Raw genomic sequence first — 14,373 nt, forward strand, 5'->3', positions numbered from 1 at the left:
TTCGTGGCGAAACAGCGCTATCCCAAAATGGCTTCGATTTTTTCAAGCGTTGCAGGGTTCACTGCAACGCCTTCTGTTTGCGCCACAAGCCGTTTGGCGCGACGACCATCACCGGGCAGGTGTGCGCCTTCCTGAAACCGGATCGCCTCAACCAAGCCGGCAATACCCGTTGCGAAAGCATCCTTAGCCGTAGCTACGGGGTCGATCGCAATAAAGAACTGCCCGGTTTTTGGCGGACCACCTGCGGTGCCCGAGAAAGGCGATGCGTTGATGCCAAGCGTTGCGCCCGTTAGCGCCGCCGCCAAAACCTCGGTCAGCAAAGCAACACCAACGCCCTTGTATCCGCCGGACGGAGCCATCGAGCCTTTCAGGCCAACCTCGGGGTCGGTTGTTGGATTACCCTCGGGGTCCAGCGCCCAACCGATCGGAATCGCTCTGCCTTCGCGCGCGTGTTTCATGACCTCGCTTTTTGCGATGGTACTTGCACTTTGGTCGATAAGCAGCGCGGGTTGACCATCGGTCCCCGGAACCGCAATCGAAAAGGGATTGGTGCCAACCACCGGCTTCGATCCGCCAGAAGGTGCGATAGATGCCGGGGCATTGGTAAAGCCCAAGCCCACCAGACCGGCCTGCGCCAAACGATAGGTGTGGTAGCCCAGAACCCCGCAGTTATAGCTGTTGCGAATGGCCAGGACCGCGACGCCCTGCTCGCGCGCTGCCGGGATCAAGGTTTCAAAACCCAGATCGATAGCCGCATGTGCAAATCCGGTCGCAGCATCAACGATAACCACGCCCGGTTTAGGTCGCGCAATCACAGGCGTTGCCAGCCCATCTACCTTTCCGCATTGCACATGCTCGCAATAGATCGGGATGTAGGCGAGGCCATGGCTGGCCACGCCATCCGCCTCGGTCGCAGCGGTCGCAACCGCCAATGGCCGTGCGTTTTCCGCGCTGGTTCCGGCCGCCGTCAATGCGCGGAACGACAGGTCTTCAATTTCAGCAAGCGTCAAGGTCTTAGTCATTTCGGTGCCTTTTCAATCATTGTCGGACAGTCCAGCGCCGGCCCCCAGCTTACGGGATTCTTCTGTCGCCGGGGCGTATGTACGATGGGCAAAACGGTTCAGTTCGACCCAAAGCGCAGGGTCCGGGGCCGCGCGAGTCAGCCGTGCCGAAGTTTCAGCAAGCACGCCGCCCAGAGTGACCTGTATGGCCTGCGCCTCATCAGGAAACGCTTGATCACAGGACAAAGTAGTCCCGTCCGTTACCGCATCTAAGCCGTCGCAGCTTAGCGTGATGCAAGTCCTTTGCGCGCGCGCTGCGTTTGCGACAAAAGGCAACAGGATCAGGGGATACGCGACGTTGTGCAACATTATGGATTGATCAGTCAGAGAGCCTGCACAATCAGACAGATAAGCCCCGGCAGCCAGCGGGCACAGAACTGCGCCCTCTGTGCCAGCATCATCAAAGCCCCCTGGCAAACGACCTTCAGGCGAGACAGCAAGTCCAAGGCCAAGCAATCCGGTCAGTGCGCCGACACCATCCCGACCGTTGGCACAAAGCCAACGCGCGGCTTTTCCCGCCTCCTCCGCAAGCCCCCAGGAATAGCCTGCCCCGCGTGCGGCGCGTTTGGCTGTCGCTTCTACTTCGTTCAAGGAAAAGCTCATTCCGTTACCTCGGGATAGACCCAGAGATCGGCGTTTCCGACACTCAGTTCATCAGGATACGGCGCACCCGCATACATACAGATCCGAACCCAGCGGTCTGAGCGTGGATCAAAATGGGTCGCGCCAAAAAACGACAGCTTGGCCCGCAACATATCGATAGGAAGAACCGAGGCGCTGATCGTGTTGTCCTGAATCTCGCTGTAGGGGGCCATATGGCTCATCTGAGCGCGCCGGACTGTGTGACGGTGCACCGGATGACGCAGAAGGAACTCAGCGATCGGACATGACGCATCCCAGTCAGCCAACGCGGCATAGGCCGCAGCCGCGTCACGTGCTGGCGCCAGAGGTTGCTCATACTCTACAATCGGCTCGTCAAACCGCTCACCCATTCGAGGTTCCAGCTTTTCTTCCGAGACATACCAAGCGCGGGCGCAGTTTTCCGGTGCTTGCCAGTCCATATCCAACGCCCAGCCAAAGCTGTTCTTGATCAAACTGCGGACTTGCGAGACCGGCATCGCTCCATCGATCACAAACGCATCCCCATTGCTATCGGACATACAGCCCGAAAGCCCGTCGACCAGATCGCCAAAGGGTTCTAGGATCAGTGAGGCCACAAGCTCTTGCCCCTCTTCGCTGAGCGCCGTTTCCGACCAACTCAACAAGCGATCCCATGGGTGGTCTTTCTCAAGATCAGCCGAGGATACATGCCGGGACAGAACCTCTAGATCAGCCTTCAAGGCACCCAGCTTTTCGATCTGGATCGGATGTTCAGACCGCCACAGATCAACAGAACGTGCACTGCGTCGCAGGATATGCCGGAAAGCTTCTGCATCTTCTGTCTTCGCTTCGGGCAGGCACCTGACACAGGCGATTGCCTCTTCCCTTGCCATGATCCAGTTGTTGAACAGGATCGGATGATTGATGATGAACGGTGCCATGCCCAGGCCCGTGGAATTGCCGATCCCAAGGCGTTGGGCGATGTCGGGCTGCAACGCGACGGCCTGATCCCCGCCCTTTATGGCAGCCATATGCTGCACCAGATCCCGCACAAAAGTGCGCGTCAGATAAACCGACAGCATCTCGATCTGAAATGGCGACTGCGCTTCTTCGCGCTGAGCAATCACATCACGATCTGCTGCGCCGAACTTGCCCGAGCCATAGACGGCTGTGGTCCGCATCAGATATCCAACCGCATCGATCTGAGTGGGATCGGGTTGTTGACCTGCTGCTAGCCTGTCAACAACATGCGCCCAAAGACGAACCGAGCGGTTTGCACGCGACAAGGACAGCTCGCTTTCACTGACCCGGCCAGCCTCTTGCAGCGGCACGTTCTGCTCCAGCCGGTCGATGTCTTCGTTTGACGGAACACCGTCGAACAGGGCGAAGGTCGCATCCCAAGCCTCGGCAATCACCCGGTCCGAGCGTTTTTCGGCAGGCAGATCATGCGCAAATGCAACCAGAGAATATGCGCGTTTGGGCCCTTGCGCCGTGTAAACCGCGCGACCTACACCATTGCTATCAATATCAAAAACCGGACGCATAAACTGCCACCCATCCCGTGCCATTCGGCGGGTCAGCACCCGCATGAAACTCAGACGGCACTGATGCAGCGAGCCCAGCCGACTGAGCCGCATAACGGTGGCAGGGTCTCTGCGTGTGATATGCTTACCTTGTTGGGTCACGCAGGCTTGGGCCCAAAGTTTTCGGCAAAGAACCGATACCAGTTGCCCCCCATGATGCCAGCGACCTCTTGCTTGTTCATTCCGACGTCCTGCAAGCCGCGCTCGATGTTGCCGAAGTCGCGATTGTCGCGGAACCAACTGGGCATGGGGGGAAAGCCCGGATTGCTGGCCGATCCTTCGCCATAGTCAATCTCCTTGCTCCATCGACCAACGCGCATCCATTCAACCACGCTGTCGGGTTGATCCTGACACAGGTCCGTCCCGATCCCCAGATGTTGCGCACCGTATTTGTCTGCCGTGCGCGCGATCATTTCGCAGAAGCTTTGCAGGGTGCAGTCCGATTTGTCCTTCAGGTGATGAGGATAGACCGAGAATCCCAACATCCCACCATTTTCCGTAACCGCTCGGATCACGTCATCCCGCTTATTGCGCAACGCCGGAGCCCATTCGTGCGGATTTGCGTGGGTAATGGCAATGGGACGCTCGGACAGCTCTGCGGCCTCGATCGTAGAGCGATCTGCCGAATGACTCATGTCGATCACAAGGCCCACGCGGTTCATCTCTTTGATGACCTGTTTGCCCATTCGTGTAATGCCTGTGTCATGTGCCTCGTAACACCCCGTCGCCAGCAGCGACTGGTTGTTATATGTCAGTTGCATGAACCGTGCGCCAAGGTCGTGCAGGATTTCTACCAGCCCGATATCATCTTCGATGGGTGAGGGGTTCTGAAATCCGAAGAACACCGCGGTTCGGTTCGTTTCCCGGGCCACGTCAATATCGCTTGCCCATCGCCCCTTCATGATCAGGTCCGGATATTGCTCGAACCAGCGATTCCACCGTTCGAAGTTCAAAACCGTTTCGCGAAAGTTCTCATGATACGAGATGGTAACGTGGATCGCATCCACACCCCCTTCGCGCAGTTGCCGGAATATCTTTTCCGACCAGTTGGCGTATTGCAGCCCGTCGATACGCATCAGTCCGGAGCCCCGGCGCTGATGTAAGCTGTTTTGACGGTCGTGTAGAACTCGGCAGCCGCCTTACCCTGTTCACGCGGGCCATAGGAACTGTCACCGCGCCCACCAAATGGGACGTGATAATCGGTGCCCGCGGTAGGCAGGTTCACCGTCACCACGCCGGTGCGCGCATTGCGGCGGAAATGAGTGGCACGGGCCAGAGACTTGGTCACGATGCCCGAGGTCAGGCCAAAATTGGTGTCATTGACCACGCTCAGCGCCTGATCATAGCTGTCAACTTTGATCACGCTTGTTAGGGGCGCGAACATCTCTTCCCGATTAATGCGCATGTCGTTGTTGGTGTTCAGAAACACGCCCGGCGACATGTAGAACCCGTCATGCGGCATCTCAAGCCGCTGACCGCCGCAGGCCAGTTCCGCCCCTTCGGCTTTGCCCAGATCGACGTAAGCCAGATTTTCCTGCAGCTGCTGTTGGCTAACCACCGGCCCCATCTGCGTGCCCTCTTTCAGTGCGTGCCCAACCTTCATCGCCTGCGCACCGGCCACCAGTTTCTCGACAAACGCATCGTGAATGCCTGCGTGAACCACCAATCGGGACGAGGCCGTGCATTTCTGACCCGTTCCGCCAAAGGCACCGCCCAGCGCAAGTGTCACCGCCAAATCCAGGTCGGCGTCGTCCATAACGGCAAGCGCATTCTTCGACCCCATCTCCATCTGTACCTTGGTCAGGTTCTGGATCGCTGCCGCCGCGATGCCCTTGCCGACTGGCACCGAGCCTGTGAACGAGATGGCGTTGACCTTGGGGCTTTCGACCAGACGCTGGCCAATCGACCGGCCCGAGCCCATTACCAGACTGAACAAACCTTTGGGGATGTCCTGACGCTCAATGATTTCGGTTAGTGCAACTGCGGACGCTGGAGTGATGTTGGCGGGTTTCCAAATGACGGCATTTCCATAACAAAGCGCCGGGGCAATTTTCCATGAGGCCGTTGCCGTCGGGAAATTCCAAGGGCTGATGATGGCGACCACCCCAACAGCTTCGCGCCGCACATCAACTTCGATGTCAGGGCGCACAGAATCCGCATTCTCGCCAATCTGGCGCAGACACTCGGCGGCGTAATATGAAAAGAACTGACCCGCGCGATAAACTTCACCCTTGCCTTCGGCCAGCGGTTTGCCCTCTTCGCGCGACAACAACGTGCCCAGTTCCTCGGCGCGGGACATCAGCTCATTGCCGATGTTCATCAGGACCGCCTGCTTGCGCTCCAGTCCATATGCGGCCCATTCCTGCTGCGCCGCCCGTGCCTGATCCAGCGTAGCCTCAAGCTGATCGGCGCTGGCTTGTGCAAACATTCCGATCAGATCGCTCAGATCCGAAGGGTTACGGTTTTCGATTTCGCTTTCGCCCGCCAGCCATTCGCCAGCGATCAGGTTCAGTTTGGTCACAATGCGCCCCAGAGTCAGAATTTCGGTTTGGCGCAGATTGGACTCGGTCACTGAAATCAGTCAAACTCAATTAACTTAACAAACCTTCAGAAACTTTGAAGCCATGGCAATCAAGATCGAAATGCTGCGCAGCTTTTGCACAGTCGCCCAAACTGGCAATCTGGTTGAGGCGGCGGATCGTCTGGGTCGAACCCAGTCGGCCGTATCCATGACGCTGAAACAGCTTGAGGATCATCTGGGTAAAAAACTCTTCGAGGGAGAGCGTAAAAACAGGCTGTCGCCACTGGGTGAACAGGTATTGGAACTATCGCTCAAGCAAGTGCGCCAGTTCGATCAGACCGTACTGTCGATCGAAGCCGCGGCAAATGCCGCGCATGGGCTGATGCGCATTGTCTCGGTTCCGTCCGTTGCAGCGCTGGTGTTTCCTGCAATCCTTGACCATATGACACGCCGATTTCCCGGATTGAAAATCGAACTAAGGGACACCGATACTCAACAGGTTCTGGATGCACTGACCGAAGGTAAGGCAGATATTGGCATTGCTTCGGGTTATCATCCACTGAATGGCGTTAAGGCCATTCCCCTGTTCGAAGATCAGTTCGGACTGGTCTGCGCCTCAGACCACCCCCTGAACACCTGCACAAAGCCGCCGGCGATCAAGGATGTGGTTGCTGCCCCCTTTGTACGAAATGCGCTTTGTGACCTGATCGAAACGACGGCATTCCAGCAGGCAATCCAAGATACCGATGTGATCATACACAATACGCATTCGCTGATAACCATGGTCAGGACAGGAGCGTGGGTGACAGTTCTGCCCCAGCTTGTTGCCAGTTTCATCCCGGAAACGACGGCCTTTCGCACAATATCTGATCTGCCAGACAAGCGGCAGGTCTATCTGTATGTCAGAGAACGCACACGGTTTCGCGAGTTGACCAACGAATGCAGCGCCTTTGTCCTAAGCCGTACCTACGTATGACCTTAGATCACGTGCCAGTCGGATCGGTCGATGCACAAAGTTTACGCCAAGTCCCGGACTCGACTTTGCGAAATGGCCGCGCAAAGTTACCATCAGTTGCGGGGCCCGAGCGGGATGGGAGGAGCAATGCCAACTGCCAAAGGTCTGAGATTGTGGGCTATGGTCGCCCTGTTTTTTGGTGCTCTCGATCTGCCGAGCGGAGAAACGGGTGTTGCCTGGGCTCAGTCAGGGAATGACGCAATCCGTCCGGCAAACGAGATTTCAGAGGAAGATTGGACCAACATCAAATCAATTCTGGATCATCGCTGTGTGGTTTGTCACAGCTGTTACGACGCGCCGTGCCAACTGAAGCTGACATCACCCGCGGGCTTGTTGCGCGGGGCCAGCAAAGAGGCTGTTTATCACACACAACGGCTGTCGGACGCGCGACCCACGCGGCTTGGCGTTGATGCGAAGACGGTGCCAGAGTGGCGAGCACTAGGTTTTTTTTCGGTCATTGCTCCGCTGGGCCAGACGTCGGAAAACAAGGGATTGCTCGAACGCTATCTTGAACTGGGGCGCGAGAACCCGCTGAAAGCCGATGAACCCCTTCCGGACTCGCTGGGCCTTGAACTTGACCGGCCGCTTGTTTGCCCCACCCCGTCAGAGTTCGACGCGTTTAGAAAAGACCACCCGCTTGCCGGTATGCCCTATGGCACCGCGCCCCTTGCGGATGCAGAGTTTCAGACCCTGATCACCTGGGCACGCGACGGCGCACCATTGCCCGCGCCTGATGCAGAAATCCCTGCTGAAATCAGGGATCAGGTTGCCGTATGGGAGGATTTTCTGAACGCAAGCGACCTGCGCAGTCAATTGGTCAGCCGTTATCTGTATGAACATCTGTTCCTCGCCCGGCTTCATTTTGCGCAAGACCAGCGGCGGTTCTTTCAACTCGTACGCTCGTCTACGCCACCCGGAGAAGAGGTTCAGGTCATCGCGACCCGCCGACCCTTTGATGCTCCGGGGACTGACAAGTTCTACTATCGGCTGCTGCTGATTGACGAAACCATCGTGCACAAGGAACATCTGGTTTACACGCTTGGTCCAGACCGAATGACCCGACTGCAGGAACTATTCCTTGCCCCGGATTGGTCGGTGGCCGAACTTCCAGCCTATGGTGAGGCTGAGGGCGGCGATCCTTTCAGCACATTTGCTGCGATCCCTGCCCGCAGCCGCTATCAGTTCCTGTTGGACAATGCGCTGTTTTTTGTCCGCAGCTTTATCCGCGGGCCGGTTTGCCACGGAGAGACCGCCGTTGATGTGATCGAAGACCGGTTCTGGGTCAGCTTCCTTGCCCCTGACGCCGACCTTTCAGTGACAGACCTCACCTATCTTATGGATGGGGCCAAACATCTTGAACTGCCCGTCGCAGACTCAAATGACGGTGCGTTGGGCGAATTGCAGGAGTTCTCGCATAAGAACCAAATCAAGTATCTTGAGTTTCGTGACGCCCGTTACCGCAACAGCCCAGTGTTTCAGACCGGATTCGGATATGATGCCATCTGGGACGGCGACGGCACTAACCCGGACGCGCGGATTACCGTGTTTCGGCACTTCGACAATGCCTCGGCGATGAACGGGTTCCATGGCGATATTCCAGAAACCGCCTGGGTCATCGACTTTCCGATCTTTGAACGCATCTACTATGACCTCGTGGCCGGGTACGATGTTTTTGGCCGGATCGAACACCAGTTGTCCACGCGACTTTACATGGATGAATTGCGGATGGAGAGCGAGGATTTGTTCCTGTCCTTCTTGCCCAAAGATATCCGACCGGACATCCATGCCCAATGGTATCAGGGGGCGCTGGCCGAGCTTCACACCTATTGGCATCGCCGCCGCGTGGATCATGATTTCCCATCCGGCATCAGTTTTTCCAGTGATGATCCCAAGCAGGAGTTCCTGTTGGAATTGCTGAAACAGGGCAATAGCTTATGGGACACAACTGATACGATCAGCCGCTGCACCGATGGCGATTGTCAAACAATCGACGATACCAGACAAGCCCTGCGCAGTCTTGCAAGCCAGACCGGCGCCTGGGTGAAGTTTCTTCCAGACCTCTCGGTTCTGGTTGTGGATAAACCCGATGGCGGCACCGAACTTTTCACACTTGCCCATGACAAGGCGCACACCAACGTGGCCTTTCTGTTCGACGAAGCCGCACGCCGAGACCCTCAGGCTGACGTTTTGACAATCCTTCCCGGGCTGTTTGCCAGTTATCCGAACTTTTTCTTCAGAATTCCGCAGGATCAATCAGACGCGTTTGCAGATGCCATGAAGGCAATCACATCACAGGATGACTGGCTGAATTTTGTGGCGAGCTATGGTTTACGACGAACAAGCCCTGCCTTCTGGGCCACAAGCGACCGTGTGAACGCCCTGTTCCTCAGACAAGATCCGATCCATGCAGGCCTTCTGGATCTCAACCGATACAAGGATCCAAAGATGGGCGAAGACCCTACCTGACCCCCATGTTGGAGTTGATCGTCGGAGATTATCGTCGCGCGAAATCGATCCCCACCAAGGCCCTGCGACTTGCGGCAAGGCCGTTCGCCTCATAGATTGAGTATTATGGTGTCTTTTTCCGAGTTGCGTCCGGCCTACAGCAGGGCTGAACGCCTGAGTGACGGGGTTGTACATATATTGGGCGTCACCTCAGCCCTGATCGCAGTGCCCGTTTTGATCGCGCTGACCGCTTTTCACCGGCCTGAGCCCGAGGCCGTGATGGGGGCTTCGGTCTATGGGGTCGCCCTTATCCTAATGTTGAGCCTGTCGGCCATCTACAACATGAACGAGGACGAACGCTGGACAGGGCTTTTGCGCCGCCTCGACCATTCCGGAATTTACATCAAGATTGCAGGGACCTACACACCGTTTCTGCTGCTGTCAGGGGGGCAGGCACCGGGCCTGTTGATCGGCCTTTGGTCATCGGCGACGCTGGGATCGGCGCTCAAGATGTTCGACCCGGGCCGGTTCCGGTGGTTCGGTCTGCTACTCTATGTGATGATGGGCTGGGCCATACTCTGGGCCGGCCAACCGATGATGTCGGAACTGTCGCAAACCGTCCTCATTCTGATGTTCGCCGGCGGTATCGTCTATACCGCCGGGATCATCTTCTACCTGCTGGACTGGCTGCCATTTCACAATACGATCTGGCATGTTTTCGTTCTGGCCGGAAGCGTTCTGTTCTTCATTGCAGTCGCCACCCATATCGCAGGTGCGCCGGAAATGCGGGTCTGATCGTAGCCCAGTCAAGACCGGCAAGCTTGCGAGTCCTATCACAATCCGCGCCACACCTCTTTGATCACATCGACTGCCATCAGAACGTGATCCCGCGTCGTATCAAACTGACCGACCTGAAACCGGATGACCTTTCGACCATCGTACATGCCTTGTGTCAGATAAATCCGCCCGTCATCGTTTAACGCATCGACCAGTCTTTGCTGTGTCTCATCGTCTCCGGGGCATCTGAAGCAAAACAGGCTTAGGATCGGCTCGGTCACGATTTCGAACCCTTCGGTCGCCCGGATTTCCTCGCACACCTCATTTGACCAAGCCACATGATTGCGGATGCGCGCGCGCAACCCCTCAAGCCCATAGGCGCGGATCAGGAACCAGATCTTCAGCGCCCGAAACCTGCGCCCCAGCGGGATTGTCCATTCCGAATAGTTTGTTACATCGGCCCCGCTGGTCTTGAGATACTCCGGTTCGATCTTCAGCGTGTTGAGCTGAGGGATCGGGTCGCGCAGGAACTGCATTGAGCAATCGAACTGTGCGCCCAGCCATTTGTGCGGATTGAAGACGATACTGTCATACCCTTCAACCCCGTCCCAGAAGTCGTTTCGAAACTCGGGGCAGATCATGGCCGACCCTGCCCATGCCGCATCCAGATGTGTATAGAGATCCTCCGCCTTTGCGACCGCAAGAACTTCGCCCAGCCGATCGCAGGCACCTATCCCGGTACCACCCGTTGCTGCGATGATCCCGGCGGGTTGGTGCCCCGCGGCACGGTCGGCAGCGATGGCTTCGCGCAACTTCGTGGCATCCATGGCATAACGCGGACCGCTTGTGGGTATTTTGATCAGATTGTTCTGGCCGATCCCGGCCACCCAGCACGCCCGATCAACCGAGGAATGCACCTGTTCCGAGCAATAAATTCGCAACTCACCTTTGCCGTTCAGCCCATCACGATTGCCTGTATAGCCGGTCGCGCATTCGCGCATGGTCAGAACCGCCGACAACGTGGCCGAGGACGCGCTGTCCTGAATGACGCCGGTATATTCTTCGGGCAGGTCAAGTGCCTGGCGCAGCCAATCGACCATAACGCCCTCAAGTTCGGTCGCCGCCGGTGAGGTTTGCCACAACATGCATTGGGCTGCGATTGTTGTGATCAGTATATCAGCCAGCATCGAAGGTGGCGCAGCATTTGCCGGAAAATACGCAAAGAACCGGGGGTGCTGCCAATGGGTCATCCCCGGCATCACGATCCGTTCGAAATCCGCAATGATGTTGTCCATGGCTTCCGCACCGTCTGGTGGACCCTTCGGAAGTTGGGCGGCGACCTCACCCGGGGCAATCTGAGCCCGGACCGGCAGATCTGGCAGGCCCTTGTGATAGTCTGAAGCCCAATCTGAAATCCGTTTGCCCCATTGGCTAAATTCGTCCCAATCCATCGTTGCCTCCTGAACACGCGGGTTCGCCGCCGATTGATGTGTTTCCTAGGTTTCGACGCAGCCACAAGGCAGGTCAAGCAGATAAAACCGGCCTTGTTCACAAGGCCTTGGGTTCTTCAGATAACCGTGCTCTTACACCGGTACAGGCGCCGCATGACGGTGGGCGTTAAGTACATCGGAATTTGATAGGCGCCGATGAACACCATAATCGGGCCAGTCACTTCGGGCGGCAGGGCAACGAAAAAGATCGCAATGTTTCGGTTTCCCGCAATCAGGGAAACGGCGGCGGCTTGTTCTGCCGGCATTCGGGTTCTTGTCAGAATAAACGAGATGATCTGTGCGCCAAAGTTGACCGCACACGCCAATGCAATCCAGAACAGCGCGACAGCAGGATTGACCAAGGCAGTTGCGCTTAGGCTCGGCATCAAACCTATGACGAACACTGCAAGCGTGATCGTGCCCAGTCCTTCAATGTTTTGCAGAGTGGTTCGGGACGGCGTGCGCAGAAATGACCAACGCAAAGCAATGGCTGCCAAAGTGGCAAGCGCAATTGTCAGAAACAACCGAAACACGGCTTGCAAAACAAACGAGAGATCACCCAACTCGGGCAAAAGTGCAAAGATTGGAAATGCCGTCAGCGGCAAAATTGCGGTTCCGACAACCAACAGGCGCAACGCATGTTCCGCAGGATACCCCATCATCAGGCACATATTCGGGCTGCCCGCAATCGAGGGTGCCGCAACCATGATGAGCAACGCCAAGAATATCGATGATCCGGTCCAGCCGCCGGAAAACCCGATGATCAGGACAAGCATCGGCAATAAAATCTGAAACCCGGCAACCGCCGTGACCACCTGACGCAAATCAGTGAATGAGCCAAGCAGCACCGATGGCTCGATCCGCAATACGGTCAGGAACAGCAGCAACGCCACCAGCGGCGGCAAAAGCGGCCGCATCGGCTCTGCCACACTGGGCAGCAAGAGCCCGGCAACCAACCCTGCGACCAATACAGATGGTCCGTGGCGGGCTGCCCGATGAAGCGGATTCAAGACCCGCTACCCGCCGGGGCTTTGCCGCAGGTTCTCAGGCAGCCAGGTCGCAAGTTCCGGGAACCAGATCAGGACGAAAACCATCAGCACCATGATCAGGAACATCGGGATCGCTGCGCGTGCGATATAACTCATCTCGTGATTGGTCATGCCCTGCATCACGAACAGGTTGAACCCAATGGGCGGCGTGATTTGCGCCATTTCAACAACGACCACGATGAAAATGCCGAACCAGATCAGGTCTATCCCCGCATCGCGGATCATCGGCTCGACCACTGCCATGGTCAGCACGACCGAAGAGATTCCGTCGAGGAAACAGCCAAGGATGACATAAAAGACCAGCAGCACCATCAGCAGCTCGAACCGTGTCAACTCCCACCCGGCAATCAGGTCGGCCAGCCCGCGTGGTAGGCCAGTAAAGCCCATCGACAGCGATAGGAACGCGGCCCCGGCAAGGATCAGAGCGATCATGGCGCTGGTGCGGGTTGCGCCCATCAGGCTTTCGGTGAAGGTCTTCCAGTTGAGCGACCCTTGCCCTGCGGCCAGCAATAAGCCCCCGATCACGCCGAACGCGGCCGCCTCGGTCGCAGTGGCGTATCCCAGATACATCGATCCGATCACCACCATAATCAGCAGGATCACAGGCAGCAAAAAGCGCGAGTTCTTGACCTTCTCGGCAAAGCTCAGCTTGCCTTCGTCATTCGGATTCCAGTCTTTGCCGACCTTCGAATAGATCGCGACATAGCCCATGAACATCGCGGCCAGCACAAGACCCGGCAGGATGCCCGCAAAGAAGAGCTTTGTGATCGATTCATTAATTGTGACGCCGTAAACAATCAGCGTCAGAGACGGCGGGATCATCAAGCCCAGCGTCGCTGCGCCAGTTAGCGTACCAATAACCATGCGTTCGGGATAGTTGCGCTTGCGCAGTTCCGGGATCGACATTTTGCCGACTGTCGTCAGCGTCGCAGCGGAGGAGCCCGAGACCGCCGCAAAGACTGTGCATCCCACGATATTCGTATGCACTAACCCGCCGGGCAAAGGTGCCATCCACGGCGAGAGCCCTTTGAACATATCCTCGGATAATCGCGTTCGGTACAGGATTTCCCCCATCCAGATGAACATCGGCAACGCGGTCAGGGTCCATGACGAGGACGCCGACCAGATAGTCGTGATCATTACGTCGCCAACGGGCCGCGTTGTGAACAGCTCCATCCCGACCCAGGCAACGCCCATCAGCGCCAGCCCGACCCAGACCCCAGTGCCGAGCAAGGTGAAGAGAACAAAGAGAAACAGGATGATGACCGAGATATTTTCCATGCTCTCACTCTCCGTGACTTTGATCAGCCAGATCGCGGGTGATCCGGTGATCCCCTTTGAACAAGACGTGGAACAGGTGATCCGTCAGCGCGATGGCAAGGATCACCGCCCCGATCAACATCGTGGATTGCGGTATCCAAAGCGCGGTTTTGTCCTGGCCCTGACTTACATCATTGTATTTCCAACTCCAGTAGACGAAGCGATAGGCGTACCAGCAGAGATACCACATCACGGCCGCGCCGACGGCAAAGCACCAGATTTCGAGGATGCGACGCGCCTTGTCCGAGACCGCGTTCAGCAGGATCGAAACCCGGATGTGGCTGCCCCGGTTCAGTGCGTTGGCAAAGGCCAGAAACGAGGCGGCCGCCATGGCATACCCGGCATAGTCGGGCGCGCCGGGAAACACCTCTCCGGTCCAGCGGGCCAGCATTTGCACCACAATCAACACCAGAATTGAAATAAGGCTAAGCGCAGCCAGAACACCTGATGCCAGATAGATGAAATCCAGTACGGACCTGAGCCCTCGCATTGCCGCCATGCTGTCCCCGCTG

General features: G+C 57.1%; 12 protein-coding genes. 3 read left to right on the forward strand and 9 right to left on the reverse strand.

Annotated features, from left to right (window positions below; all coding sequences use genetic code 11):
* Positions 1-17: 17 nt before the first annotated feature.
* Genes ACR0FG_RS08595 through ACR0FG_RS08615 form a run of 5 tightly spaced genes read right to left on the reverse strand, consistent with a single transcriptional unit; the run spans position 18 to position 5,765 of the window.
* Positions 18-1,022, reverse strand: coding sequence for an Ldh family oxidoreductase (locus tag ACR0FG_RS08595; protein WP_480892029.1), 1,005 nt, complete (start codon positions 1,020-1,022; stop codon positions 18-20).
* 12 nt (positions 1,023-1,034) lie between these two features.
* Positions 1,035-1,664, reverse strand: coding sequence for a DUF3726 domain-containing protein (locus ACR0FG_RS08600; protein WP_480892030.1), 630 nt, complete (start codon positions 1,662-1,664; stop codon positions 1,035-1,037).
* Positions 1,661-3,298: a hypothetical protein gene (locus ACR0FG_RS08605; RefSeq protein WP_480892032.1), complete on the reverse strand. Its 1,638-nt coding sequence runs from the start codon at positions 3,296-3,298 to the stop codon at positions 1,661-1,663. The genes ACR0FG_RS08600 and ACR0FG_RS08605 overlap by 4 nt, the downstream gene beginning before the upstream one ends.
* A gap of 44 nt (positions 3,299-3,342) precedes the next feature.
* Positions 3,343-4,320, reverse strand: a complete 978-nt coding sequence (locus tag ACR0FG_RS08610; RefSeq protein WP_480892035.1) for a membrane dipeptidase — start codon at positions 4,318-4,320, stop codon at positions 3,343-3,345.
* Positions 4,320-5,765: an aldehyde dehydrogenase family protein gene (locus tag ACR0FG_RS08615; protein ID WP_480892092.1), complete on the reverse strand. Its 1,446-nt coding sequence runs from the start codon at positions 5,763-5,765 to the stop codon at positions 4,320-4,322. The genes ACR0FG_RS08610 and ACR0FG_RS08615 overlap by 1 nt, the downstream gene beginning before the upstream one ends.
* A gap of 103 nt (positions 5,766-5,868) precedes the next feature.
* On the opposite strand from ACR0FG_RS08615, the gene ACR0FG_RS08620 reads away from it, so the two are divergent.
* The 3 genes from ACR0FG_RS08620 (at position 5,869) to trhA (ending at position 10,020) form a co-directional block, all read left to right on the forward strand.
* Positions 5,869-6,741: a LysR family transcriptional regulator gene (locus tag ACR0FG_RS08620; RefSeq protein ID WP_480892037.1), complete on the forward strand. Its 873-nt coding sequence runs from the start codon at positions 5,869-5,871 to the stop codon at positions 6,739-6,741.
* A 126-nt stretch (positions 6,742-6,867) separates the two neighbouring features.
* Positions 6,868-9,246 carry a fatty acid cis/trans isomerase gene (locus ACR0FG_RS08625; RefSeq protein WP_480892039.1) on the forward strand — a complete coding sequence of 793 codons (2,379 nt, stop codon included), beginning with the start codon at positions 6,868-6,870 and terminating at the stop codon, positions 9,244-9,246.
* Positions 9,247-9,351: 105 nt separating this feature from the next.
* Entirely contained in the window at positions 9,352-10,020 is a 669-nt protein-coding gene (trhA, locus tag ACR0FG_RS08630) for a PAQR family membrane homeostasis protein TrhA (protein ID WP_480892041.1), read from the forward strand.
* A 38-nt stretch (positions 10,021-10,058) separates the two neighbouring features.
* Here the strand turns inward: trhA and ACR0FG_RS08635 are convergent, their stop codons facing one another.
* The 4 genes from ACR0FG_RS08635 to ACR0FG_RS08650 all read right to left on the reverse strand — a co-directional run bounded on the left by ACR0FG_RS08635 (position 10,059) and on the right by ACR0FG_RS08650 (position 14,360).
* Positions 10,059-11,453, reverse strand: a complete 1,395-nt coding sequence (locus ACR0FG_RS08635) for a pyridoxal phosphate-dependent decarboxylase family protein (protein WP_480892042.1) — start codon at positions 11,451-11,453, stop codon at positions 10,059-10,061.
* Positions 11,454-11,569: 116 nt separating this feature from the next.
* Positions 11,570-12,502 carry a hypothetical protein gene (locus tag ACR0FG_RS08640; protein ID WP_480892043.1) on the reverse strand — a complete coding sequence of 311 codons (933 nt, stop codon included), beginning with the start codon at positions 12,500-12,502 and terminating at the stop codon, positions 11,570-11,572.
* Between the two features lie 6 nt (positions 12,503-12,508).
* Positions 12,509-13,822, reverse strand: a complete 1,314-nt coding sequence (locus tag ACR0FG_RS08645) for a TRAP transporter large permease subunit (RefSeq protein WP_170715463.1) — start codon at positions 13,820-13,822, stop codon at positions 12,509-12,511.
* 4 nt (positions 13,823-13,826) lie between these two features.
* Positions 13,827-14,360: a TRAP transporter small permease gene (locus ACR0FG_RS08650; protein WP_480892046.1), complete on the reverse strand. Its 534-nt coding sequence runs from the start codon at positions 14,358-14,360 to the stop codon at positions 13,827-13,829.
* Between the last annotated feature and the right edge of the window lie 13 nt (positions 14,361-14,373).

It is taken from the genome of Ruegeria sp. E1 (assembly GCF_056534225.1).

What these genes read in the sequence shown, in the direction of transcription:
- ACR0FG_RS08600 (WP_480892030.1), bottom strand. Translation starts at nt 1,664, where the DNA reads ATGAGCTTTTCCTTGAACGAAGTAGAAGCGACAGCCAAACGCGCCGCA.
- ACR0FG_RS08635 (WP_480892042.1), bottom strand. Translation starts at nt 11,453, where the DNA reads ATGGATTGGGACGAATTTAGCCAATGGGGCAAACGGATTTCAGATTGG.
- ACR0FG_RS08620 (WP_480892037.1), top strand. Translation starts at nt 5,869, where the DNA reads ATGGCAATCAAGATCGAAATGCTGCGCAGCTTTTGCACAGTCGCCCAA.
- ACR0FG_RS08595 (WP_480892029.1), bottom strand. Translation starts at nt 1,022, where the DNA reads ATGACTAAGACCTTGACGCTTGCTGAAATTGAAGACCTGTCGTTCCGC.
- ACR0FG_RS08645 (WP_170715463.1), bottom strand. Translation starts at nt 13,822, where the DNA reads ATGGAAAATATCTCGGTCATCATCCTGTTTCTCTTTGTTCTCTTCACC.
- trhA (WP_480892041.1), top strand. Translation starts at nt 9,352, where the DNA reads ATGGTGTCTTTTTCCGAGTTGCGTCCGGCCTACAGCAGGGCTGAACGC.
- ACR0FG_RS08605 (WP_480892032.1), bottom strand. Translation starts at nt 3,298, where the DNA reads ATGCGGCTCAGTCGGCTGGGCTCGCTGCATCAGTGCCGTCTGAGTTTC.
- ACR0FG_RS08610 (WP_480892035.1), bottom strand. Translation starts at nt 4,320, where the DNA reads ATGCGTATCGACGGGCTGCAATACGCCAACTGGTCGGAAAAGATATTC.
- ACR0FG_RS08650 (WP_480892046.1), bottom strand. Translation starts at nt 14,360, where the DNA reads ATGGCGGCAATGCGAGGGCTCAGGTCCGTACTGGATTTCATCTATCTG.
- ACR0FG_RS08625 (WP_480892039.1), top strand. Translation starts at nt 6,868, where the DNA reads ATGCCAACTGCCAAAGGTCTGAGATTGTGGGCTATGGTCGCCCTGTTT.